This window comes from Roseovarius sp. D22-M7 (assembly GCF_037083785.1).
In the GTDB taxonomy this organism is placed as follows: domain Bacteria; phylum Pseudomonadota; class Alphaproteobacteria; order Rhodobacterales; family Rhodobacteraceae; genus Roseovarius.
Map to the genome: position 1 here is coordinate 19,106 of NZ_JBAPKY010000009.1, position 21,665 is coordinate 40,770.

27 protein-coding genes are annotated in these 21,665 nt (G+C 68.8%); 17 read left to right on the forward strand and 10 right to left on the reverse strand.

The window, feature by feature from the left end:
• Positions 1-50 precede the first annotated feature (50 nt).
• On the forward strand, positions 51-959 hold the full coding sequence (fmt, locus tag V8324_RS05930; protein WP_336419007.1) for a methionyl-tRNA formyltransferase: 909 nt from the start codon (positions 51-53) through the stop codon (positions 957-959).
• Between the two features lie 5 nt (positions 960-964).
• Here fmt and V8324_RS05935 read toward each other — a convergent pair whose 3' ends face one another.
• From V8324_RS05935 to V8324_RS05960, 6 genes are all read right to left on the reverse strand, one after another.
• Positions 965-1,588, reverse strand: a complete 624-nt coding sequence (locus tag V8324_RS05935; RefSeq protein ID WP_336419008.1) for a trimeric intracellular cation channel family protein — start codon at positions 1,586-1,588, stop codon at positions 965-967.
• Positions 1,585-2,052, reverse strand: a complete 468-nt coding sequence (gene rnhA / locus V8324_RS05940; RefSeq protein ID WP_336419009.1) for a ribonuclease HI — start codon at positions 2,050-2,052, stop codon at positions 1,585-1,587. Before rnhA ends, V8324_RS05935 begins: the two co-directional genes overlap by 4 nt.
• Complete coding sequence (locus V8324_RS05945) at positions 2,052-2,504, reverse strand: DUF3429 domain-containing protein (RefSeq protein ID WP_336419093.1); 453 nt, start codon at positions 2,502-2,504, stop codon at positions 2,052-2,054. Before V8324_RS05945 ends, rnhA begins: the two co-directional genes overlap by 1 nt.
• 61 nt (positions 2,505-2,565) lie before the next feature.
• Entirely contained in the window at positions 2,566-3,516 is a 951-nt protein-coding gene (gene ispH, locus V8324_RS05950; protein WP_336419010.1) for a 4-hydroxy-3-methylbut-2-enyl diphosphate reductase, read from the reverse strand.
• An 81-nt stretch (positions 3,517-3,597) separates the two neighbouring features.
• Entirely contained in the window at positions 3,598-4,050 is a 453-nt protein-coding gene (locus tag V8324_RS05955; protein WP_336419011.1) for a YqaA family protein, read from the reverse strand.
• A 46-nt stretch (positions 4,051-4,096) separates the two neighbouring features.
• Entirely contained in the window at positions 4,097-4,669 is a 573-nt protein-coding gene (locus V8324_RS05960; RefSeq protein WP_336419012.1) for a LabA-like NYN domain-containing protein, read from the reverse strand.
• Positions 4,670-4,813: 144 nt separating this feature from the next.
• Here V8324_RS05960 and folK point away from each other — a divergent pair, with 144 nt between their 5' ends.
• The 16 genes from folK to V8324_RS06040 all read left to right on the forward strand — a co-directional run bounded on the left by folK (position 4,814) and on the right by V8324_RS06040 (position 17,708).
• On the forward strand, positions 4,814-5,380 hold the full coding sequence (gene folK, locus V8324_RS05965) for a 2-amino-4-hydroxy-6-hydroxymethyldihydropteridine diphosphokinase (protein WP_336419013.1): 567 nt from the start codon (positions 4,814-4,816) through the stop codon (positions 5,378-5,380).
• A 70-nt stretch (positions 5,381-5,450) separates the two neighbouring features.
• The gene (rpoZ, locus tag V8324_RS05970) at positions 5,451-5,804 is read left to right on the forward strand and encodes a DNA-directed RNA polymerase subunit omega (RefSeq protein ID WP_336419014.1); all 354 of its coding nucleotides are present in this window, start codon (positions 5,451-5,453) and stop codon (positions 5,802-5,804) included.
• A 34-nt stretch (positions 5,805-5,838) separates the two neighbouring features.
• A complete protein-coding gene (locus V8324_RS05975; RefSeq protein WP_336419015.1) occupies positions 5,839-7,980 on the forward strand; it encodes a RelA/SpoT family protein in 2,142 nt (713 codons plus the stop codon).
• An 11-nt stretch (positions 7,981-7,991) separates the two neighbouring features.
• Positions 7,992-8,672: a DUF2062 domain-containing protein gene (locus V8324_RS05980; RefSeq protein ID WP_336419016.1), complete on the forward strand. Its 681-nt coding sequence runs from the start codon at positions 7,992-7,994 to the stop codon at positions 8,670-8,672.
• Between the two features lie 32 nt (positions 8,673-8,704).
• Positions 8,705-9,454, forward strand: coding sequence for a pyridoxine 5'-phosphate synthase (locus tag V8324_RS05985; RefSeq protein WP_336419017.1), 750 nt, complete (start codon positions 8,705-8,707; stop codon positions 9,452-9,454).
• Complete coding sequence (locus V8324_RS05990) at positions 9,451-9,945, forward strand: nucleoside deaminase (RefSeq protein ID WP_336419018.1); 495 nt, start codon at positions 9,451-9,453, stop codon at positions 9,943-9,945. The genes V8324_RS05985 and V8324_RS05990 overlap by 4 nt, the downstream gene beginning before the upstream one ends.
• 33 nt (positions 9,946-9,978) lie before the next feature.
• Positions 9,979-10,773 (forward strand): hypothetical protein, encoded by a 795-nt coding sequence (locus tag V8324_RS05995; RefSeq protein WP_336419019.1) that lies wholly within the window; start codon positions 9,979-9,981, stop codon positions 10,771-10,773.
• 14 nt (positions 10,774-10,787) lie between these two features.
• Positions 10,788-12,278 (forward strand): alpha/beta hydrolase, encoded by a 1,491-nt coding sequence (locus tag V8324_RS06000; RefSeq protein ID WP_336419020.1) that lies wholly within the window; start codon positions 10,788-10,790, stop codon positions 12,276-12,278.
• Positions 12,275-12,676, forward strand: coding sequence for a holo-ACP synthase (acpS, locus tag V8324_RS06005; protein ID WP_336419021.1), 402 nt, complete (start codon positions 12,275-12,277; stop codon positions 12,674-12,676). Before V8324_RS06000 ends, acpS begins: the two co-directional genes overlap by 4 nt.
• Positions 12,677-12,740: 64 nt before the next feature.
• Positions 12,741-13,571: a signal peptidase I gene (lepB, locus tag V8324_RS06010; RefSeq protein ID WP_336419022.1), complete on the forward strand. Its 831-nt coding sequence runs from the start codon at positions 12,741-12,743 to the stop codon at positions 13,569-13,571.
• The gene (gene rnc / locus V8324_RS06015; RefSeq protein WP_336419023.1) at positions 13,568-14,254 is read left to right on the forward strand and encodes a ribonuclease III; all 687 of its coding nucleotides are present in this window, start codon (positions 13,568-13,570) and stop codon (positions 14,252-14,254) included. Before lepB ends, rnc begins: the two co-directional genes overlap by 4 nt.
• 168 nt (positions 14,255-14,422) lie before the next feature.
• Complete coding sequence (gene era, locus V8324_RS06020) at positions 14,423-15,328, forward strand: GTPase Era (RefSeq protein ID WP_336419024.1); 906 nt, start codon at positions 14,423-14,425, stop codon at positions 15,326-15,328.
• Positions 15,329-15,386: 58 nt separating this feature from the next.
• Positions 15,387-15,719 (forward strand): DUF1491 family protein, encoded by a 333-nt coding sequence (locus tag V8324_RS06025; protein ID WP_336419025.1) that lies wholly within the window; start codon positions 15,387-15,389, stop codon positions 15,717-15,719.
• Positions 15,720-15,817: 98 nt separating this feature from the next.
• On the forward strand, positions 15,818-16,342 hold the full coding sequence (locus V8324_RS06030) for a universal stress protein (protein WP_336419026.1): 525 nt from the start codon (positions 15,818-15,820) through the stop codon (positions 16,340-16,342).
• A gap of 76 nt (positions 16,343-16,418) precedes the next feature.
• Entirely contained in the window at positions 16,419-17,162 is a 744-nt protein-coding gene (gene recO, locus V8324_RS06035; protein ID WP_336419027.1) for a DNA repair protein RecO, read from the forward strand.
• A 324-nt stretch (positions 17,163-17,486) separates the two neighbouring features.
• A complete protein-coding gene (locus V8324_RS06040) occupies positions 17,487-17,708 on the forward strand; it encodes a hypothetical protein (RefSeq protein ID WP_336419028.1) in 222 nt (73 codons plus the stop codon).
• Positions 17,709-17,848: 140 nt separating this feature from the next.
• On the opposite strand, the gene V8324_RS06045 is transcribed toward V8324_RS06040, so the two are convergent.
• The 4 genes from V8324_RS06045 to V8324_RS06060 all read right to left on the reverse strand — a co-directional run bounded on the left by V8324_RS06045 (position 17,849) and on the right by V8324_RS06060 (position 21,632).
• Complete coding sequence (locus tag V8324_RS06045) at positions 17,849-18,403, reverse strand: TetR/AcrR family transcriptional regulator (protein ID WP_336419029.1); 555 nt, start codon at positions 18,401-18,403, stop codon at positions 17,849-17,851.
• 214 nt (positions 18,404-18,617) lie between these two features.
• Positions 18,618-19,307, reverse strand: coding sequence for a DUF1045 domain-containing protein (locus V8324_RS06050; protein WP_336419030.1), 690 nt, complete (start codon positions 19,305-19,307; stop codon positions 18,618-18,620).
• Between the two features lie 38 nt (positions 19,308-19,345).
• Positions 19,346-19,654, reverse strand: a complete 309-nt coding sequence (locus tag V8324_RS06055) for a hypothetical protein (protein ID WP_336419031.1) — start codon at positions 19,652-19,654, stop codon at positions 19,346-19,348.
• Positions 19,641-21,632, reverse strand: a complete 1,992-nt coding sequence (locus tag V8324_RS06060; RefSeq protein WP_336419032.1) for an OmpA family protein — start codon at positions 21,630-21,632, stop codon at positions 19,641-19,643. Before V8324_RS06060 ends, V8324_RS06055 begins: the two co-directional genes overlap by 14 nt.
• Positions 21,633-21,665 lie beyond the last annotated feature (33 nt).

The following is a 21,665-nucleotide window of genomic DNA, read 5'->3' on the forward strand; positions in this document are numbered from 1 at the left end:
CCGGTCGCGCGGTCGGGTCTTGAGTATTTCTGGAAAGATGAAGGATCTTGATGCGCGTGATCTTCATGGGAACGCCCGAGTTCTCGGTGCCGGTGCTCGACGCGGTGATCGCGGCGGGCCACGAGGTGCCGGCGATCTATTGCCAGCCGCCGCGCCCGGCGGGGCGGGGCAAGCGGGACCGTCCGAGCCCGGTACAGGCGCGGGCCGAGGCGCTGGGGCTGCCGGTGCGTCACCCCGAGAGCCTGAGAGATGCGGGCGCGCAGGCCGAGTTCGCCGCATGGGGCGCGGATGTGGCGGTGGTGGTGGCGTACGGCCTGATCCTGCCGCGGGCGGTGCTGGAGGCACCACGGAATGGCTGCCTGAACATCCATGCCAGCCTGTTGCCGCGCTGGCGCGGGGCGGCGCCCATCCAGCGCGCGATCATGGCCGGGGACGACGAGACCGGTGTGTGCATCATGCGCATGGAGCCGGGCCTCGATACCGGGCCGGTGCTGTTGCGCGCGGCCACGCCGATCGGACCGCGCGACACCGCCGGAGACCTGCATGACCGGCTGTCGGCGATGGGGGCGGAGCTGGTCGTCGAGGCGCTTGGGCGGCTGGACAGCCTGCGCGCCGAGCCGCAGCCCGGGCTGGGCGTCACCCATGCCGCCAAGATCGACAAGGCGGAGGCGCGGATCGACTGGACCAAGCCGGCCGCGGAGGTGGACCGGCAGATCCGGGGCCTCGCGCCCTTTCCCGGCGCCTGGTGTCTGGCCGGGGGCGAGCGGGTGAAGATCCTCGGCTCGGAACTGGTGACGGGAGAGGGCGCGCCGGGCGAGATCCTCGACGACGCACTGAGCGTGGCCTGCGGGCAGGATGCCGTGCGGATCCTGCGCCTGCAGCGCGCCGGGCGTGGGGCCCAAGGCGCCGCCGAGGTGCTGCGCGGCATGGCGCTGCCACGCGGCATGCGGTTGGAGTGAGAGGGTCAGCTGCGGGGCGGGCGCGCGCGGTAGACCGGCAGCCGCCAGCCGAAGGCGAGTGATCCTGCGCGCAGCGCGAAGGTGGTGCCGGCGCCGATCAGTGCCGGCAGGATCGGGTCGGGGGTGACCTGCATCGACGCGACGCCCGCCAACGCGCCGGCGAAGGCGGCGGCGACGTAGAGCTCGCCGGCGCGCAGCACCAGCGGCACCTCGCGCGTGACGACGTCGCGCAGCAGGCCGCCGAGGGTGCCGGTGAGCACGCCCATGATCACCAGCACCACGGGCGAGCGGTCGACATCCGCCGCGATGGCGACGCCGGCCGAGGTGGCGATGGCCAGCGCCGCGGCGTCCAGCCATAAAAGCCCCCGCGCCCGGCTTTCCAGCAGATGCGCCGTGAAGAACACGACAAGCGCCGCCGCGCAGGCGACGCCGACATAGGCGGGCGTGTCGAGCCAGAAGACCGGGTTGCGGTCGAGCAGCAGGTCGCGCGCCGTGCCGCCGCCCATCGCCGTGAGACAGGCGAGGAACAGGAAGCCGACGATGTCGAGCTGCGCGCGGCTGGCGCTGAGCGCGCCGGTGAGCGCGAAGATCAGCACCGCCACGAGATCGAGCGCGAAGGGGGTGGTCATGCCCGCGTCTTGCCCGGCTTGAAGGGCGCCATGCCGGCGCGGGCCAGCTCGTCGGCGCGTTCGTTTTCCGGGTGCCCGGCATGGCCCTTGACCCAGGCCCAGGTCACGTCGTGGCGCTGCTGGGCGGCATCCAGACGCTGCCACAGCTCGACATTCTTCACCGGTTTCTTCGCGGAGGTCTTCCAGCCGTTGCGTTTCCAGCCATGGATCCAGGCAGTGACGCCGTTCTTGACGTAGGCGCTGTCGGTGACGATGGTGATCGCCGAGGGCTTGGTCAGGGCCTCGAGCGCGCTGATCGCCGCCATCAGTTCCATCCGGTTGTTGGTGGTCGCGGCCTCGCCGCCCGAAAGCGCGCGTTCCTTGACGATCCTGCCGCCATCCGTGGCATGCATCAGCACGCCCCAGCCGCCGGGGCCGGGATTGCCGGAACACGCGCCGTCGGTATAGGCGACGAGATCGGGCATCAGGCCAGCACCCCGACCGCGAGGCAGGCGATCACCACCACCGTCAGCAGGGCGCGCAGCCGCAGCCACCAATGCGGTGCGAGATCGTGACGGGCGAAGTGCCAGTCGAGCCCGAGAAGCCCCACGAAGCCGAAGATCAGGTTGACCCCCGCCGATACCGGCCCGCCGCCGGTCATGAAGAACGCCCAGAGCGCCGGGATCACCGACAGCACGTAGCCCGTCGTGGCCAGCGAGCCGCGGGCGCGGGTGGCAAAACCCCAGAGCACGCCGGACATGAACGAGAGGATCACCGCGCCGTAAAACAGCATCACGTAAGGCCCCGCGAAGCGCGGGCCGATGGTCTGAACGGTCCAGAGCGCGAGATCGGGCAGAAGCACCGTCAGCGCGCCCCAGAGGAAGGGCAGCAGACCGGCAAGGCCAAGGAACAGCGGGGCGCGGGGGATCGTGCTCAGCATCCGGGGTCAGGTCCTGCCGCGGCGTCGGAAGGTGAGTATTTTTTGCAAGATCAAACCCTCAGGCCGGTTCGCGCAAGGCCCTGGGCACCTTGAATTCGACATTCTCGGTCGCGGTTTCGACGGTCTCGACAGTGACCTCGTAGCGGGCGCGGAAGGCGTCGATCACCTCGTTCACCAGAACCTCGGGGGCCGAGGCGCCGGCGGTGACGCCCAAGGCCCGCACGCCGTCGAGGGCGCGCCAGTCGATATCGGTGGCGCGCTGCACCAGTTGCGCGTAGGGGCAGCCGGCGCGCGCGCCGACCTCGACCAGACGTTTGGAGTTCGAGGAATTGGGCGCGCCGACCACCAGAAGCGCGTCGATCTTCGGCGCCATCGCCTTGACCGCCTCCTGCCGGTTGGTGGTGGCGTAGCAGATGTCTTCCTTGCGGGGGCCGACAATGGCGGGAAAGCGGGCGGTGAGGGCCGCGACGATGTCCGCGGTGTCGTCGACCGACAGCGTCGTCTGGGTCACGAAGGCGAGCTTTTCGGCATCGCGCACGTCGAGCGTGGCCACGTCGTCGCGGGTTTCCACCAGCAGCACCTCGCCATCCGGCAATTGGCCCATCGTCCCCACGGTTTCGGGATGGCCGGCATGGCCGATCATCACGATCTGCAGCCCGGCCTCGGAGTGACGCTCTGCCTCGACATGGACCTTGCTGACCAGCGGGCAGGTGGCGTCGACATAGAGCATCTCGCGCGATGCCGCCTCGGCGGGGACCGCCTTGGGGACGCCATGCGCCGAGAAGATCACCGGCCGGTCGTCGGGGCAATCGTCAAGTTCCTCGACGAAGACGGCGCCCTTGGCGCGCAGGTCCTCGACCACGTATCGGTTATGCACGATCTCGTGGCGGACGTAGACGGGGGCGCCCCATCTGGCGAGCGCCATTTCCACGATCTTGATGGCACGGTCGACGCCGGCGCAAAAGCCGCGCGGGGCCGCGAGGTAGAGGGTGAGGGGGGGCTTGGTCATGTCACGTCTCCTGCTGATGGCAGAGGTAAGCCAGACGGCGCCGCGCGTAAAGGGAGCGTGCGCGGTTGGCGGGCCTTCGGTTCAGCCCGTGGCTTGGGCCGTCAGCCAGCCGAGGACGGCGAAACGGCCGGTCTTGGCCAGCGTGACCAGCAGCAGGAACACCCAGACGGGTGTGCGCATGACGCCCGCGACCACCGTGATCGGGTCGCCCAGGGGCGCCCAGCTGAGCAGCAATGTCCAGACGCCGTATTTCGCGTACCAGCGCTGCGCGCGGGCCAGTTGGGCGGCGTTGACGGGAAACCAGCGGCGGGTGCGGAACCGTTCTATTCCGCGGCCCATCGCGTAATTGACCACCGCGCCAAGCGTGTTGCCGATGCTGGCCACCACGACCAGCGCCGCAAGCGGAAGGGTGCCGGCGACCTGCAGGCCGACGAACACCACCTCTGACTGGAAGGGCAGCAGGGTCGCCGCGCCGAAGGCCGCGAGGAACAGCCCCGCGATCTGGCCGAGCACGCCCGCATCCGAGAAATCCATCGCGGGGCGGGCTCAGCCGGTCACGTGGCGGCGGATGCCCCGCACGTCATTCCTGCGTGGCATACGCCTCGCGATTCTCGGACTGCTGCTCGCGCGGGGGGCGGCCGATGACCTCCTTGAGATCCGCGAGCTCGATATAGTTGTCGGCCTGGCGGCGCAGCTCGTCCGAGATCATCGGCGGCTGGCTGCGGATCGTCGAGACCACCGAGACGCGCACGCCCTGGCGCTGCAGGCTTTCGACCAGCGGCCGGAAATCGCCGTCACCGGAGAAGAGCACGGCGTGGTCGATCCGCTGCGCCAGCTCCATCGCGTCGACCGCCAGCTCGATATCCATGTTGCCCTTGACCTTGCGACGGCCTTGGCTGTCGGTGTACTCCTTGGCGGTCTTGGTGACCATGGTGTAGCCGTTGTAATGCAGCCAGTCGACCAGCGGGCGGATCGGCGAATACTCGTCGCTGTCCAGGAGGGCGGTGTAGTAGAAGGCGCGCAACAGCTTGCCACGGCGCATGAATTCCGAGCGCAGCAACTTGTAGTCGATGTCGAAGCCAAGGGCCTTGCCGGCGGCGTAGAGATTCGACCCGTCGATGAAGAGGGCGAGGCGGTCGTCTTTGTAAAACATGGTTCAATGCCTTTCTGAACAATGTCGTCATGCAAGGGTGAGTGAGAGGTTCAATGTGACGGCATGACAACGATTTGTTAACGATCTAGGCTGAGCCGGGAAACTTGGCAAGTGGATCCCCCCCAAGATGAGCGCAACATTGCCATGACGTCGCATCAACTTTCCTTGATTGCAATCGGAGCGAACATCGCTTCGCGCGAGGGTTGTCCCGCGCGGACGGTACACGCGGCGGTGCAGCGCCTCGATGCGGATGCGGGACGAATCGAGGCGGTGAGCCGGCTTTACCGGACGCCGGCCTTTCCGCCCGGAAGCGGGCCGGATTTCATCAATGCCGCCGCAGCGCTGCGGATGCCGGGCCCGCCCGAGGATGTGCTGGCGCGGCTGCACGCCGTAGAGGCGGAGTTCGGGCGGGCGCGGACGGTGCGCTGGGGCCGGCGCACGCTGGATCTGGACCTGATCGCGGTCGAGGATTCGGTGTGGCCCGATGCGGCCACGTTCCGGCATTGGTACCGGCTGGACGTGGATGCGCAACGCCGGCAGGCCCCCGACAGGCTGATCCTGCCGCATCCGCGGCTGCAGGACCGGGCCTTCGTGCTGGTGCCGCTGGCCGAGATCGCGCCGGATTGGCGCCACCCGGTGCTGGGCCGAAGCGTGCGCGAGATGCTGGACGCCCTGCCGCGCGGCGATGTCGAAAGCGTGGTCGCCACCTGATTCGCCCTTGTAAATCGCGCCCTCGTCTTCTATCTCAGCGTTTTACCCCAGAGACCCTGCCGGAGGCATAATGGCGCGCGTTACAACCGAAGATTGCGTTGACAAGGTTCCGAACCGGTTTGAGCTGGTCATGCTGGCGGCCCATCGCTCGCGCGAGATCGCGTCGGGGGCCCCGCTGACCGTGGACCGCGACAACGACAAGAACCCGGTCGTCGCCTTGCGCGAGATCGCCGAAGAGACGCAATCCGCCGACGAGCTGCACGAGCGGCTGATCCAGTCGAACCAGACGCAGATCGAGGTCGACGAGCCGGAAGACGATTCCATGGCGCTGCTGATGGGCGGCGAGACCGACAAGCCCGAGGCCGACGACATGTCCGAGGAGAAGCTGCTGCGCGCGCTGATGGAAGCGCAAGGCCAGGGCTAGGCCCGGCCCTGGAGGCAACCCCGATGCACATGGGATGATCGCGGCGGACGACCTCATCGCATTGGTGCGCCAGTACAACCCGCGCACGGATGCCGCGCTGATCCGGCAGGCCTACGAGTTCGGCCTCGGCATGCATGCCGGGCAGCAGCGGCATTCGGGCGAGCCCTATTTCACGCATCCCGTCGCGGTGGCCGCGATCCTGACCGAGCAGCAGCTGGATGACGCCACGATCATCACGGCGCTGCTGCATGACACGATCGAGGACACCAAGGCGAATTACCGCATCGTCGAAGAGCGGTTCGGCCGCGAGATCGCCGACCTGGTCAACGGCGTGACCAAGCTGACCAACCTGCAATTGTCCAATACCGAGACCAAGCAGGCCGAGAATTTCCGCAAGCTGTTCATGGCGATGTCGAAGGATCTGCGGGTGATCCTGGTGAAGCTGGCCGACCGGCTGCACAACATGCGCACGATCAAGGCGATGCGCCCCGACAAGCAGGCTCAGAAGGCGCGCGAGACGATGGACATCTACGCGCCGCTGGCGGGCCGCATGGGCATGCAGTGGATGCGCGAGGAACTCGAGGATCTCGCGTTCCGGGTGCTCAACCCCGAGGCGCGGGCGTCGATCATTCGCCGCTTCATCACCCTGCAGCGCGAGACCGGCGATGTGGTCGAACGCATCACGGGCGACATGCGCCGCGAACTGGACCGCGCCGGCATCGAGGCCGACGTGTTCGGGCGGGCCAAGAAACCGCACTCCATCTGGCGCAAGATGGAGGAAAAGGAAATGGGGTTCTCGCGGCTGTCGGACATCTACGGCTTTCGCGTGATCACCCGGTCCGAGGATGACTGCTACCGCACGCTGGGGGCCATCCACCAGCGCTGGCGCGCGGTGCCGGGGCGGTTCAAGGATTACATCAGCCAGCCGAAATCGAACGGCTACCGATCGATCCACACCACGGTGTCGGGGCGCGACGGCAAGCGCGTCGAGGTGCAGATCCGCACGCAGGCCATGCACGAGGTCGCCGAGACCGGCGTCGCAGCGCACTGGTCCTACCGCGACGGGGTGCGCGCCGAGAACCCGTTCGCCGTCGATCCCGCCAAGTGGCTGTCGACCGTCAGCGAGCAGTTCGACGCCGAGGAGGATCACGTGGATTTCCTCGAGGCCGTCAAGCTGGAGATGTATGCCGACAAGGTGTTCTGCTTCACCCCCAAGGGCGACGTCATAAAGCTGCCGCGCGGCGCGACGCCGATCGATTTCGCCTATGCCATCCACACCCGGATCGGGCATGCGACGGTGGGCGCCAAGGTCGACGGCATGCGTGTGCCGCTCTGGACGCGGCTGAAGAACGGCCAGTCGGTCGAGGTGATCACCGCCGACGGACAGACGCCGCAGGCCACCTGGCTGGATATCGCGACCACCGGCAAGGCGCGCGCCGCCATCCGCCGGGCGCTGCGCGAGCTGGATCGCGGGCGCTATGTCAAGCTGGGGCGCGAACTGGCGCGCTCGGCCTTCGAGCATGTCGGCAAGAAGGCCACCGACAAGGCGCTGGAGACCGCGGCGCGCACCCTGCGCCTGAAGGATGCCGACGAGGTGCGCGCGCGCATGGGCAGCGCCGAACTGACCGCGCAGCAGGTGCTGAACGCGGTCTATCCCGATCTTGCCCCCGGTGCGGCCGACGAGGTGGCGCGCGAGCGTGCGGTGATCGGGCTGGAGGCGGATCAGAGTTTCGAGCGCGCGCGCTGCTGCCAGCCGCTGCCGGGCGAGCGCATCGTCGGCATCACCTATCGCGGGCGCGGCGTGGTCGTGCATGCCATCGACTGCGAGACCCTGTCGCGGTATGATGGTCAGCCCGAACGCTGGCTCGACCTGCACTGGCATACCGGCACGCACCCGCCGGTCTATGACGCGACGCTCGATATCACCATCGGCAACGATGCCGGGGTGCTGGGGCGGATTTGCACCTTGATCGGCGAGCAGAAGGCCAATATCTCCGACCTGACCTTCGTTGACCGGAAACCGGATTTCTACCGCCTGCTCGTGGATCTGCAGTTGCGGGACGTGGAACATCTGCACGGCATCCTGTCGGCGCTGGACGCAGAGAGTGACGTGGCCTCGGCCGACCGATATCGCGATCCGTCCCGATCCGGCCCGGGGCTGAGCCAGAAACCCTAGGAGCCGCGCTGGTGGTTTTCAGACGTCGAGACAGGCGACCCTTCTGGAAGGTGATCGCAGATTTCTTCTGGCCGCGCGGCGGCTGGACGCGGGCGGCGACCTATGTGAAACACCGCCTTCACCGCCTGCCCGACCCGCCGCCGCGCATCGCGCGCGGGATCATGGCCGGGGTCTTTACCGTGTTCACGCCGTTCTACGGGCTGCATTTCGTGATCGCCGCCGTGCTTGCACTGGTGCTGCGCGGCAATATCGTGGCCGCTCTTCTGGGCACCTTCGTGGGCAACCCGCTGACCTACGTGCCGATCGGGGTGATCTCCTTGCAGTCGGGTTACGCGATCCTCGGCCGCTCGCGGCTGGGCGAGGACGAGCTCAACCGCTCGCTGGGGGGCAAGTTCGTCGATGCCGGCGAGGACCTTTGGCGCAACCTGTTGTCGCTGTTCACCGAGCGCGGTGCGGACTGGAGCCACCTTGCGCTGTTCTACGACGAGGTGTTCCTGCCCTACATGATCGGCGGCATCCTGCCCGGGATCGTGGCCGCCGTTGCGGCCTATTACATCAGCCTGCCGGTGATCACCGCCTATCAGAACCGCCGCCGCGGGCTGCTGAGGGCCAAGTGGGCGGCGATGAAGGAAAAGAAGCCCCAAAGCGAAAAAGCGACGCGGGAGGCTGACGAACCCGGAAAAGGGGGCTAGCTTGTAGCCGGGCTTCAATGGGGGAATGGCCGATGTCTTCGGGTGAAAAACTGCGCCTTGGCGTGAATATCGATCACGTGGCGACGGTGCGCAACGCGCGCGGCGGTTGCGTTCCCGATCCGGTGCGCGCCGCGCGCCTCGCCGAAGAGGCGGGCTGCGACGGCATCACCGCGCATCTGCGCGAGGATCGCCGGCACATCGTGGACGCGGATATCGAACGGCTGGTCGCCACGCTTTCGGTGCCGCTGAACTTCGAGATGGCCGCGACCGACGAGATGCAGGAGATCGCGCTGCGCCACCGCCCGCATGCCGTCTGCCTCGTGCCCGAAAAACGCGCCGAGCGCACCACCGAGGGCGGGCTCGACGTGGTGCGCGACGAGGGACGGCTGGGCCGGTACATCGCGCCGCTGCGCGAGGCGGGCGCCCGCGTGTCGCTGTTCATCGCCGCCGACCGCGCGCAGATCGACGCTGCATGCCGCGTGGGAGCAGAGGTGATCGAGCTGCATACCGGCGGTTATTGCGACGCCCATGCCGAGGGGGATGCCGCCACCCGCGACCGCGAGTTCGACGCCCTGCGCGAGATGACGGGCTATGCGCACGATCTTGGCCTCGAGGTGCATGCGGGCCACGGTCTGACCTACGACACGGTGCAGGCCATCGCCGCCTTTCCCGAGATCCGCGAGCTCAATATCGGGCATTTCCTGATCGGCGAGGCGATCTTTCGCGGGCTGGGCCCCGCGATCGCCGAGATGCGCCGCCTGATGGACACGGCGCGCGCGTGACGCCGGTGCCCGACGCCGTGACCCCGACCGCGGCCGAATGCCGCGTGATGGCCGAAATCTGCGACTGGGCGCTGGCGCTTGCCGAGGCCGGCGGCGCGCCGCAATTCACCGCCGCGGTGATGGACGGCGAGACCGAGATCTGCCGCGCCCGCAACGACGTGGCGCAGACCCATGATCCCAGCCGCCATGCCGAGATCGCGGCCATCGCCGAGGCGGGCCGCCTGCTTGGCCGCCCGGACCTGTCGGGGCACACGCTGATCGCCTCTTGCCAGCCCTGCGAGATGTGCCTTGCCGCGATGCGCTGGGCCGGCATCGGGCGGCTGATCTTTGCCGCAAGGCAGGACAGCCTCGGGGAAGGGTTCTTCCAGTTCGGCGCGCTGGCCATCGACGATCTGTGTGCCGCGTCCGGTCACGCCTTCGCCTATCTCGGCGGACTGCATGAGGCCCGCGTGCTGCCCCTCTACCGGCCGCGTGGATCGGATCAGGGGTAATGGAAATCCCTTTCAAAAGACACGAGTGAGCCAATGAAGCGAGTTGCAAAGTTTGTGTTCCTGCCGATCACCCTTCTGCTTTCTGTTTCAAAAGGCGTTCTGACCTTAATTGCGGTTGCTTCACTCGCGCTCAGCCTTGCCAGTGTGACTTTCTCGGGGGTGTTTTCGGCCCTCTCCAGCGTGGTTGAGGCGGTTGCCGGTCCTAGAACGGTCAGGGCGGGACACCGTGGAAAGTTGGATGATCTGAATGCCCGAAACGTCACTTTGGCAGATCAAAACAATCGTCTGAATAGGGAAGTCGGTGTCGTCCGGAACCGCGTTCGCGCATTGAACGATGAAAACCGCTCTCTCAGACGCGAGCTTGCCAACCCGCGTGTGACGTATCGGGGCAAAGATCAGCTTGCAAGAAACGCCGTCGGGGATACCAGTCAAAGGCTTGCCAAGCGCGTGACGATCGCATCCAGCAGAAATGTCGCGACCGTTTTCGCCGAGGCTTTGCCAGTTGTCGGGATCGGAGTGATCGTCGGAGCAACAGCATGGGAGCTAAGAGATTCCTGCGAGATGATGAAAGACCTTCGTGAGCTCGATCTTGCTTTCAACCCGGAGCGCGCAATCGATGGATCCGAGGTATGCGGCATGGAGGTCCCCGATCGCGCCGAGGTCTGGCAGAGAGTTCGCGAAAGCCCGGCCGAGGCGTGGAACAGCGCGAGGGAATATGTGCCAGAGTTGCCCGGTTTTTCGGAAACCTATGCCTCTGCCGTGGCAGAGGCCACGAGTTTCATGTGCTGGGTTTTCCCGTGTGACACGGAAGAGGTGATTCCCGAATGAGCCGTCCAAGGGGTATGTCCGGGGTCAGCACAATCGTGGCGACCATCCTCGCGGTGGCACTGGCCTGTGCGGCCATCTGGCAGCTGGAGCGCCAGCGCGCGGGGCTGGAGGTCTCGGTGCGCAGCGTGGGCGAGACGCCGGTGACGCGCTATGCCGAACCCGGGGCGGAGGGTCCGGTGGTGGTCGTGGCGCATGGTTTTGCCGGGTCGCGGCAGATGATGCAGGCCTACAGCACCGATCTGGCGCGCGCGGGGTATCGCGTCTGGGCCTTCGACTTCGAGGGGCACGGGCGGCATCCGCAGCCAATGTCGGGCGACGTGGACAGCCTTGATGGCACCACGCGGATGCTGGTCGAGCAGGCGCTGGCCGTCGCACGCGCCGCGCAGGGCGCCGAGGACTGGGACGGCGACGTCGCGCTGCTGGGCCATTCCATGGCGACCGATATCATCATCCGCGCCGCGATTGACGACGACCGGATCGGCCCGCTCGTGGCGATCTCGGCATTTTCCAAGGCTGTCACCGCGACCGCGCCCGAAAACCTGCTGCTGATTTCCGGCGCGTGGGAGCCGGGGCTGCGCGACTTCGCCCGTGACGCCGTGGCGATGGTCGAGCCGGGCGCGAGCGAGGGCGACACGGTGCGCGCGGGCGGCGTGGTGCGCCGAGCGGTCGTCGCGCCATGGGCCGAGCATGTCGCGGTGCTGCACAGCCGCGCGGGCCGCGCCGAGGCGCTTGCGTGGCTGGATGCCGCGTACGACCGGCAAAGCGACGTGGCGATCCGCGCCACGGGGCAATGGCTATTGGCGTTGATGTTCGCGGTGGTGGCGCTGGCCTGGCCGCTGGCGCGGTTGCTTCCCGACACCGCGCCCCTCGCGCCGCAACTGCTGAGCGCGGGGCGCTTTGCGGTGGCTGTGGGCGCGCCCGCCGTTTTGGCGCCGCTGCTGGCGGTGCAGGTGGATCTCGCGGTCCTGCCGGTGCTGGTCGCCGATTATCTCGCGCTGCATCTGGCGGTCTACGGTGTGGTGCAACTGGCGATCGCCTGGGCGTTCGGCCTGCGCCCTGCGGGGCTGCGGCCGCTGGCGGTGCTGGCGCTTCTGGCCTGGGGGCTGGGTGTCTTCGGCTTCGCGCTGGACCGCTACGGCGCGAATTTCTGGCCCACGCCCGAGCGCATGGCGATCATCGCGGCGCTGGCGCTGGGGGCTTTGCCCTTCATGCTGGGCGACGCGGTGCTGACCTGCGGCGGGCGCGCGCCGCTCTGGCAGCGGCTGGTGGCGCGGGCGGTGTTCCTTTGCTCGCTGGCGCTGGCGGTGCTGCTGGACACGGAACGGCTGTTCTTTCTCGCCATGATCGGCCCGGTGATCCTGCTGTTCTTCCTGATCTACGGGCTTATGGGACGCTGGGTCGCAGCGCGCGCGGGCGCGGCGAGCGCCGGCGTGGCTCTTGGGCTGATCCTCGCCTGGGCGCTGGGCGTCAGCTTTCCGCTATTTGCCACGGGGGGTGCGGGATGATCCTCGGCATCGGGACGGATCTTGCCAACATAGACCGCATCGCCGGCACGCTTGAGCGGTTCGGCGACCGTTTCAAGACCCGCGTCTTCACCGAGGTGGAGCAGGCCAAGGCCGAGCGCCGCGCCGATGTGGCCGGCACCTATGCCAAGCGCTGGGCCGCGAAGGAGGCGTGCTCCAAGGCGCTGGGCACCGGGCTGCGCATGGGCATCGCTTGGAAGGACATGGCGGTAAGCAACCTTGCCACCGGTCAGCCCGTGATGCATCTGACCGGATGGGCCGCCGACCGTCTGGCGGCGATGACGCCAGAGGGCCATGAGGCGACCGTGCATGTCACGCTGACCGACGATCACCCCTGGGCGCAGGCCTTCGTCGTGATCGAGGCGCGGCCATTGCCTTGACACCCCGTCACGCGCGCCGCATGTAGCGCCGGACCTGCCCCCAGCCCTGTCCCGGAGACGTCCCATGGCTTCTGACGCCAAAAAAGGAAATTCCATCGTCGAGACCATCAAGACGGTGTTCTGGGCGCTGCTCATCGCGGGGCTGTTCCGCACGTTCCTGTTCCAGCCGTTCTGGATCCCGTCGGGGTCGATGAAGGACACGCTGCTGATCGGCGATTTCCTGTTCGTCAACAAGATGGCCTACGGCTATTCCTACGCTTCCTGCCCGTCGATCCGGCTGGGCTTCATCGATATCGACGCGAAGGACATCTGCGGCTTTCTCGATGGCGACAATACCCGCATCCTCGGCTCGCAGCCCGAGCGCGGCGACATCATCGTCTTTCGCCACCCCGCCGACGGCACCGATTTCATCAAGCGCCTGATCGGGCTGCCCGGCGACCGCATCCAGATGCGTGACGGTGTTCTGCATATCAACGGCGAGGCGGTCGAGCTGGAACCGGCGGGCACGTTCAACGAGGAATTCGACCGCCAGGGGCCGATGGGCATCCGCCCGCGCTGCGAGAGCGGCGCCGTCGGGCAGGGCGGCGATTGCACCAAGCAGCGCTACGTCGAGACGCTGCCCGGCGGGCATTCGCACGCCATCCTCGATATCGGCAACCAGCGGGCCGATCACACCGGCATCTATACCGTGCCCGAGGGGCATTACTTCTTCATGGGCGACAACCGCGACAACTCGACCGATTCGCGCTTTCCGCAGGCCGTGGGCGGGGTCGGTTTCGTGCCCTATGAAAACCTGATCGGACGCGCCAACCGGGTGATCTTCTCGTCGGCGGGCTCTTCGATGCTGGCCTTCTGGACGTGGCGGGGGGACCGTTTCTTCGAGCCGCTGAGATGAAACTGTCGCGCGACATGGCGGCCTTCCAGGCGCGGCTGGGGCACGAGTTCGCCGACCCGTCGCTGCTGCTGCGCGCGCTGACGCATTCGTCGATGGCGACGCCCAATCGCGACGACAACCAGCGGCTGGAATTTCTCGGCGACCGGGTGCTGGGGCTGGTGATGGCCGAGGCGGTGCTTGCCCATGATACCGGCGCGACCGAGGGCCAGCTTGCGCCGCGCTTCAACGCGCTGGTGCGCAAGGAGGCCTGCGCGGATGTCGCCCGCGCCATCGACCTCGGCGCGGTGCTGAAGCTGGGCCGGTCCGAGATGCTGTCGGGCGGGCGGCGCAAGGAGGCGCTCTTGGGCGACGCGATGGAGGCGGTGATCGCCGCGGTCCATCTCGATGCCGGCTACGAGGCGGCGCGCGCCATCGTGCTGAACCTCTGGGGCGACCGCATCGGCGCGGTCGAGCGCGACGCGCGCGACGCCAAGACCAGCCTGCAGGAATGGGCGCAGGCGCGCGGCCTGCCGCCGCCCGACTATGCCGAGACTGCGCGCTCGGGGCCCGACCACGCGCCGGTCTTCACCATCGAGGCGCGGCTTCAGGACGGCACGCGGGCGGCGGCGACCGCGCGATCCAAGCGGCAGGCGGAACAGGCCGCGGCGCGCGCGCTGCTCGACGAGATCTCGAAACCCGAGTGACGCGGCTAATCAGTGGGGGCATGCGGCCAAGCGTAACCGGAATAGGTTTCAGGGTTCAGATCGGCTGCCTCCGGACCGCCGCGGCACCGCCCTTGCACCACGCTTATCGGACTCGCCATGGCGCCCATGATCGGCTATCGGGGCCTTTAAGGATAAAAGGACCACTCCATGACCACCCGCGCCGGCTTCATCGCCCTGATCGGAGAGCCCAATGCGGGCAAGTCCACGCTGCTCAACCGCATGGTCGGGGCCAAGGTCAGCATCGTCACCCACAAGGTGCAGACCACCCGTGCGCGCATCCGCGGCGTCGCGATGGAGGGCGACAGCCAGCTTGTCTTCGTCGACACGCCGGGGCTTTTCCAGCCGCGCCGCCGGCTCGACCGCGCGATGGTCGCGGCGGCCTGGGGCGGGGCGGCGGATGCCGATATCGTCGTGCTGCTGATCGAGGCGCATCGCGGCATCACCGAGGGGGTCGGCCGGATCCTCGACACTCTGGGCGAGGTCACGCATGGTCGCCCGGTCGCGCTGGCGATCAACAAGATCGACCGCGTCGAGGCGCCGGTGCTGCTGGCGCTGACCCGCGAGATGAACGCGCGCTTCGCCTTCGAGAGGACCTTCCTGATTTCGGCGGAAAAGGGCCACGGCACGGGCGATCTGCGCGCCTGGCTGGCGCAGGCGGTGCCCGAGGGCCCGTGGCTTTTCCCGGAGGACCAGATCGCCGATCTGCCGATGCGGATGATCGCCGCCGAGATGACGCGCGAGAAGCTGACCCTGCGGCTGCACCAGGAACTGCCCTACCAGATGACCGTCGAGACCGAGAACTGGACGGACCGCAAGGACGGCTCGGCGCGGGTCGACCAGGTGGTCTACGTGATCCGCGACGGCCACAAGGGGATTGTGCTGGGCAATCGCGGCGAGACGATCAAGGCCGTCTCGAAGGCGGCGCGCGAAGAGCTCGAGGCGTTCCTCGGTCGCCGCGTGCACCTTTTCCTGCAGGTCAAGGTGCGCAGCGGCTGGATGGACGACGCCGAACGCTATTCCGAGATGGGGCTCGACTTCAAGGACGGGGGCTGAGCCGCATGCCCTTCATCTTTCCAGAAATACTCATCCCACCGCTGAACACGGGCGCGCCATGGCCCGCCTGACCGCGCGGTTCTGGATCGACGCCTATCTCGCGCGGCTGCGGCTGGCCGACATCCCGGCCTTCATCGTGGCGCATGGCGACGATACCGGCGGCGCGGTGCTGGTCAAGCTCAACACGCTGGACGGGCAGGCTGTGCTTTATCAACGCTCGGTCGATCCGATGACGGGCGCGCGCGTGTGGCTGCCGCTGGCCGAGGGGTTCGAGGCGTCGGTCGACACCGCCATCGCGCGGCAGCGGGCGCGCGATCCCGATCTCTGGGTGGTCGAGGTCGAGGACCGCCACGGCCGGCACCTTCTGGACGCGCCGGGACTGGACGGCTGACACCGCGGCTTGATCTGCATTAAGGATCCGCCCGCGCCGACCGGCTACGCTTGCCGGATCTGTGTCCGCAAGGACGCGCAGACGTTCAGGAGGGGAAGATGAAACACGTATTCGTCGCGACGGATGGCTCCGACACCGCCATGAAAGCCATCGACATGGCCGCCGAGATGGCGGCGAAATTCGACGTGCCGCTGACGGTGGGCCACGTCCTGCAATTCGCGCGCCCGTCGGCCGAGCTTGCGCGCATGGCAGAGATCGAGCACCTCGCGCAAAGCGCGAGCCAGAAGAGCACCGTCGATTTCCGGGTCCTGACGGGGCATTCGGGGGATCTTTTCTCCGATACGCGGCCGTCGGGCGACGTGGTCACCGCGATCACGGCGATCGGCGACGAGATCGTGCATCGGGCGGACGCCCGCGCGCGGGAGCTTGGCGTGCGCGAGGTGGACACGATGACCGAGCAGGGCGATCCCGCCGACGCGATCCTCGACATGGCCACCTCGGCCGGGGCCGATGTCATCGTGGTCGGGCATCGCGGCCTCGGGCGGCTCAAGAGCCTGTTGCTGGGCAGCGTGGCGCAGAAGGTCCTGCAACACGCCGACTGCACGGTGATCTCGGTCCGCTGAACCTCTTGGCGCCCTTGGCAAACCCGCCGTTCTGGTGTGGGGTGGCATCCCGAGGGATCTGAAGGGGCAGGCGGCCATGGAATGGCGCGATCAGGGCATCTTGCTGGCCGCGCGCCGGCACGGCGAGACCTCGGCGATCATCGAGGTGTTCACGCCCGGCCACGGACGGCATGCGGGCATCGTGCGCGGCGGGACCTCGCGCCGCATGGCGCCGGTGCTGCAGCCCGGCGCGCAGCTTGACCTGGAATGGCGCGCGCGGCTCGAGGATCATCTCGGGACCTTCCGGGTGGAGCCGGTGAGGTCGCGGGCGTGGTCGATGGCCGACCGCATGGCGCTGTCGGGGCTGAACGCGGTCTGCGCGCTGCTGCTGCACGCCCTGCCGGAGCGGCAGGTCCATGCCCGGCTGTACCGCCAGAGCCTGGTGCTGCTGGATCTTCTGGACCAGCCCGGGATCTGGCCGCTCGCCTATCTCAACTGGGAGATGCTGCTGCTGGAGGAGATGGGCTTCGGCCTTGACCTGCGGCGCTGCGCGGTCATGGGTGAGACGGCCAACGATCTGAGCTTCATCTCGCCGCGCACCGGGCGGGCGGTGTCGCGCGCCGGGGCCGGGGACTGGGCCGACCGGCTGCTGCCGCTACCACCGTGCCTGTTGGGCGAGGGCCCGGCTCCCGATGCCGAGATCCTGCAGGGCCTCGACGTGACCGGCCATTTCCTGGGCCATCACCTTGCCCCGCATCTGGGGGACAAGCCGCTGCCCGAGGCCCGCGCGCGCTACGTCGCGCGCTTTGCCGCGCAGGCCGGGCGCAGCGCGGCGGGCTGAGCCGGTCAGGTCCGCGGTGCGCGCCGGCTCGAGGGTCGATTCGGCTGGCATGCCGCAGGTGCAGTGGACCGGTCACGGCCGCTTGCAAGACACCCCCATGAGCGACGGATCTGCGCGCCGGGGCGGGTCGCGATCCATCGTTCGCGTGATCCGGACGCGTTGCTATCCGATAGCACCCTCGGAACGCCTGCCGGTGATCGGATAACAGCGCGCCTTCGGCGTATGAGCATTTGCAACCGCGGGGGCTGCGGGGACACGAATCGCCGCAGCCGCCCGGAAACCCGCAATGCCGCCGAACCACTGTCGGCCCCTCAGGAGACCAACATGAAATTCCTCTATCCGCTCATCGCCGCAACCGCGCTGCTCTCGGCCTGCGCACCCGGTGCCGCAATCGACAGTGATACGGAGCGCGGCCTTGTCGGGGCAGCCCTCGGCTATGGCGCGGCGAAGGCTATCGACGGGGACGGCGGCCGCGGGGCCATCATTGGCGGGCTTGCCGGTGTCTTCTGCGATGATGCGGGCGTTTGCGGCCGATCGCGCTATTGACCCGCATAACCCCGGCCGTCAGCCCGGTCGAAGCTGAACCTGCAGTGAATTGCCGGAACGTCCGCATCGCTGTCACCTGACCGGTTCTGCGGGTCCTGTCGTCGCGACGGCCTTGTCTGGCCTGAACCTTCTGGACGGCGCTATCGCAGCGCGAGGATGAGGTCGACGAGCGAGCCGATGGCGTTCGCGGTCTCGTCGCGACCGGCATCCTGCAGCACCTGCATGCCGGTCGCCGCGGCGTAGAGGATGCGGGCCATTTCGGGGTTGCCGATGCCGCAGGCGGCCAGCAGGTCGCGCAGCCGCGCCAGCCGCAGGCCGTCCACGTCGCGCAGGGGGCCGGTGACGGTGGCGTTGCCGCGCGCCCAGGCGCGGATCATCGGCTCGCAGCGCAGGGCGGGGCTGTCGTGATGGGGGCTGTCGCCGATGGCCTGGGCCGTGGCGCGCAGGCGCGCGGTGTCGGTCACGCCGGAGGCCGCCAGCAGCGCCGTCTCGGCCTCGGCCTGCCACCGGCCGAGCAGGGCGGCGTGGAAGGCCGGCACATCCTTGAAATGCCAGTAGAACGACCCCTTGGTGGTGCCGAGGCGGCGCGCCAGGGGTTCGGCCCCGAGGGCGTCGGGCCCGGTGGCCTGCAACGCCTCGAAGCCGGCGGCAATCCAGTCGTCACGGGTCAGGCGGGCGCGGGGCGATCCTGTCATGGCAAAGGTCTACGCCGCCGACCGAATCCCCGCAAGAGAGGGCGATGCGAAAAGGCGGCCCCCGTGCGGGACGAAGGCCGCCTGATAGGTGCTGAAAGACGAGGGTCCGAATCGCGAGCTTGAATGCCCAAACGATACACCCGTCTTGTGACCAAACGATGACCGATCTGCGCATGTTGCGAAAAAAAGGCCGGGCGGCGTTGCGGACGATCCGTCACCCGGACCCGAGCGGCTGGCGCCGAATCAGGTGAAAGCGTCCCTGCGCGTCCTCGCCCATCAGCGAGGCCGCGTCGATGACGAAGGGGCGCGGCACCGCCGGCATCAGGTGCCGCGCGAGGGCGTCGCGGATCATGGGCAGTTCGGCGCGCGGGCGCTTGCCTGTCAGGGTGATGTGAAAGCGGAAGGCCGACATCACGTAAGGATAGCCCCAGCGGACGAGGTTCGCGTCCTGTTCCGGCGTCAGGGTGGCGCTGCGGCGGCGGGCAAGCTCTGCCGCCGATAGCGGCGCGCGCAGACCGTCGACGGCGCGTATCGCGTCCGCGGCCAGCGCGCCAAGCGCCGGGGGCGTCGCGGTCGGCACAAGGGCGAGGAACCGGCCCATCGCGGCGATCCGAAGGCTGTCGATCGTGACCGGCGCCGTGCCGTGGCAGAGGCGGGCGAGGGCGTCGTGAAGCGCGTCCTCGGTCTGCCCCTCTGCCAGCCGGAAGGGCGGAGCGAGGGTCGCGTGCAGCCCGTATCTGCGCGGCGTCTCGGTGATCTCGGTGGCGTGCGCGGGCAGGCCGGGGACCGCGCACGGGCCGGCCGCTTTGCCTGTCGCGCTGTCCCAGCCCAGCCACGCAGCCCCGATGTCGGCCAGCGCCCCGGGGGGCGGCGTGAAATAGATCGCGTGACGGCGGAACGACATGCGGGGGATCCTGTGCGGCGGGTGCCCGGTCAGCCCGGTCAGCCCGAGGAGGTCTGGCGCTCGAGGCGCGCGCGCAACGCGTGGATCTCGTCGCGGGCGGCGCGCAGCTCGGTCTCGGACTGGCCGAGCTGCGCGGTCAGCTCCGCCTCGCGCTGTTGCTGGTAGGTGATCGCGTCGTCGCGGGCCTGTTCGGCCTCGTGCAATTCCTGCGCGAGGCGCTCGAGCTCGGCCACGTCCGAGGCCGGGACGCGGATGAGGCGGTGGATCAGCCAATGCGTGAACCAGCCGACGCAGAACGCCACGAAGAGCACGATGGCGGTGGCGATGATGAATTCAGTCCTGTTCATCGCCGGTCCCGTCTGTCGTGTCGGGGCGCAGGGCGGGGCGCGTGTCGCCGGTGATCTCGGGCAGGTCCGAGAGGTCGGGCGGGTCGGGTGGGGCAGGCGCCATGTCGGCCGCCGCCGCGTCGCGGATCATCGGCCCGGTCACGGGGATCGTGGCGGCCCCGGAGACGGCCTCGGGGCGGGCCACGCGGAACTCGATGCGGCGGTTGATCTCGCGGCCCTCGGCGGTGTCGTTGTCGGCGATGGGGTCGCTTTCGCCGTAGCCCTCGGCCTCGATCCGTGATGTCGCAACCCGGCGCAGGCGCAATTCCTCGAGCACCGCGCGGGCGCGGTCGAGGCTGAGTTGCTGGTTCATCGCCTCACGGCCCTGGCTGTCGGTATGGCCGGCGATTTCCATGCGCATCTCGCCGCAGTCGCGCAGGATGTCGGCGATCCGGTCCATGGTCGCGACGCTGTCCGCGTCGATCTGAGCCGAGCCCGGCTCGAACCCGATCTTGCGCGCGTCCTGGGCCGCGGCGAGGCGGTCCTGGCATTCGGCGGGGCTGGGAAGTTGCGCGACCGGGTCGAGCGCCTCGTCATAGGTGACGTCGATGCTGAATTGCGCCTCGGCCTTCAGCGTGTCCGACAGCAGTGCCGACAGCGCGTTGCCCGCCCCCTTGTCGCCGGTGCGGCCCGAGACCGCGACGTGATCGGGGGTCACGGTGACTGCGCCGTAGGCCAGATGCGACAGCGCCTCGAGCCCCAGCAGCACCCGCATCGGCCAGTCGCGCGGCAGGCCTTCGGCGACGCGCGCCGCCATGCTGACCGTGTCCGACGAGAAGCGCGCCCTCGCGAAGCTTGTCGCGGTCTCGCGCAGTTGCGCGCTGCCCAGCTGGCCGCGCATCAGCACCTGCCCCTCGGGCGAGAGGGTGGCGATGAAATCCGGCGTCTCGGGCTTGCTGTCATCGGGCGGCTCGGGCCGGGTCGCCTTGAGCGCGAAGACCTCCGGCAGGGCCGATTCGAGCCCGCCCACCACGTCGTCGAAGCGCTGCTGCGGCGTGCCCTCGGGGGCGCGCAGGGTGATGTCGGCATCGGTGAAGGTCACGCTGCCGCCGCCCAGATCTGCGACCGCCGCGATCGCCATTTCCGCCGCCTCGGCCCAGCGGGGCGAGGGCACGCCCATGCCGACGGTGCAGTCGGCCTTCTGCCGCAGCCCGGCGCGGCCGGCGGCGCTGAGGATACGGTCGCGGGCCGCCTCGGTATCGGCCGAGCACGCGTCGAACCGCGCGCCGCGCTCGTCGAGCACGAATCGCAGCGCGAAGGGCGTGACTACGGGGCGCGGCGCGGTGAGGTCGAGCGCCAGCCGCACGTCGTCCGGCGCGCGGCGCGCCAGATCGGTCTCGAGCCGGCGCAGGTCGGCCGCGCTTTCGGCCATGGCGGTGATCGCCACGCGGGTCGCGCTGACCGAGATCTTGGTATGCGCCAGATCGCCCAGGGCGCGGACGGCGAAATTCAGCGCCTCTGCCCAGGTGTCGGGCGGGACGTGATCGGCGGTTTCCAGCAGGTCCGAGACCGGCGCGCCGCCGGTCTGCGCCGCGATGTCGTCCAGAAGCTGTGCGCGGTCGAGGCTTTCGGGCACCAGCCCGATCAGCGAGATCCCGTGCTCGCCGCGCAGGATCTCCATCGCGAAGCGCGGCGGCGCGACGCCCTCGGCCTCTTGCACCTGCATCCGGTCGATGACGCGCGTGGCGTCGACGGTGCCGCCGGCGACCGACAGCGCGCGAAAGCGCGCCGCCTCGGTCGGGGCGGTGCCGGTGAGGGTGACCTGCAGGCCGTCGGTCTCGACCTTGGTCCAGCCGATGTCGCGGTCCTCGAACGCCGCGCGGACCTGGCCGCGCGAGGCATCCTCGATCTCGGTGACCGCAAAGCCGGCGGCGACCACGCCGAGCGCCGCGGCGGCGGCGAATGTCGCGGTGACGGTGAAGATGATCGATAGCCGCATGGGGTCTTGCCCTCTGGTTCCTGCCGCGCGGTT

Excerpts from the sequence above, each read along its gene's own strand:
- fmt (WP_336419007.1), top strand. The coding sequence starts at position 51 with ATGCGCGTGATCTTCATGGGAACGCCCGAGTTCTCGGTGCCGGTGCTC.
- V8324_RS05935 (WP_336419008.1), bottom strand. The coding sequence starts at position 1,588 with ATGACCACCCCCTTCGCGCTCGATCTCGTGGCGGTGCTGATCTTCGCG.
- rnhA (WP_336419009.1), bottom strand. The coding sequence starts at position 2,052 with ATGCCCGATCTCGTCGCCTATACCGACGGCGCGTGTTCCGGCAATCCC.
- ispH (WP_336419010.1), bottom strand. The coding sequence starts at position 3,516 with ATGACCAAGCCCCCCCTCACCCTCTACCTCGCGGCCCCGCGCGGCTTT.
- V8324_RS05955 (WP_336419011.1), bottom strand. The coding sequence starts at position 4,050 with ATGGATTTCTCGGATGCGGGCGTGCTCGGCCAGATCGCGGGGCTGTTC.
- V8324_RS05960 (WP_336419012.1), bottom strand. The coding sequence starts at position 4,669 with ATGTTTTACAAAGACGACCGCCTCGCCCTCTTCATCGACGGGTCGAAT.
- folK (WP_336419013.1), top strand. The coding sequence starts at position 4,814 with ATGACGTCGCATCAACTTTCCTTGATTGCAATCGGAGCGAACATCGCT.
- rpoZ (WP_336419014.1), top strand. The coding sequence starts at position 5,451 with ATGGCGCGCGTTACAACCGAAGATTGCGTTGACAAGGTTCCGAACCGG.
- V8324_RS05975 (WP_336419015.1), top strand. The coding sequence starts at position 5,839 with ATGATCGCGGCGGACGACCTCATCGCATTGGTGCGCCAGTACAACCCG.
- V8324_RS05985 (WP_336419017.1), top strand. The coding sequence starts at position 8,705 with ATGTCTTCGGGTGAAAAACTGCGCCTTGGCGTGAATATCGATCACGTG.
- V8324_RS05995 (WP_336419019.1), top strand. The coding sequence starts at position 9,979 with ATGAAGCGAGTTGCAAAGTTTGTGTTCCTGCCGATCACCCTTCTGCTT.
- V8324_RS06000 (WP_336419020.1), top strand. The coding sequence starts at position 10,788 with ATGTCCGGGGTCAGCACAATCGTGGCGACCATCCTCGCGGTGGCACTG.
- acpS (WP_336419021.1), top strand. The coding sequence starts at position 12,275 with ATGATCCTCGGCATCGGGACGGATCTTGCCAACATAGACCGCATCGCC.
- lepB (WP_336419022.1), top strand. The coding sequence starts at position 12,741 with ATGGCTTCTGACGCCAAAAAAGGAAATTCCATCGTCGAGACCATCAAG.
- rnc (WP_336419023.1), top strand. The coding sequence starts at position 13,568 with ATGAAACTGTCGCGCGACATGGCGGCCTTCCAGGCGCGGCTGGGGCAC.
- era (WP_336419024.1), top strand. The coding sequence starts at position 14,423 with ATGACCACCCGCGCCGGCTTCATCGCCCTGATCGGAGAGCCCAATGCG.
- V8324_RS06025 (WP_336419025.1), top strand. The coding sequence starts at position 15,387 with ATGGCCCGCCTGACCGCGCGGTTCTGGATCGACGCCTATCTCGCGCGG.
- V8324_RS06030 (WP_336419026.1), top strand. The coding sequence starts at position 15,818 with ATGAAACACGTATTCGTCGCGACGGATGGCTCCGACACCGCCATGAAA.
- recO (WP_336419027.1), top strand. The coding sequence starts at position 16,419 with ATGGAATGGCGCGATCAGGGCATCTTGCTGGCCGCGCGCCGGCACGGC.
- V8324_RS06040 (WP_336419028.1), top strand. The coding sequence starts at position 17,487 with ATGAAATTCCTCTATCCGCTCATCGCCGCAACCGCGCTGCTCTCGGCC.
- V8324_RS06045 (WP_336419029.1), bottom strand. The coding sequence starts at position 18,403 with ATGACAGGATCGCCCCGCGCCCGCCTGACCCGTGACGACTGGATTGCC.
- V8324_RS06050 (WP_336419030.1), bottom strand. The coding sequence starts at position 19,307 with ATGTCGTTCCGCCGTCACGCGATCTATTTCACGCCGCCCCCCGGGGCG.
- V8324_RS06055 (WP_336419031.1), bottom strand. The coding sequence starts at position 19,654 with ATGAACAGGACTGAATTCATCATCGCCACCGCCATCGTGCTCTTCGTG.
- V8324_RS06060 (WP_336419032.1), bottom strand. The coding sequence starts at position 21,632 with ATGCGGCTATCGATCATCTTCACCGTCACCGCGACATTCGCCGCCGCC.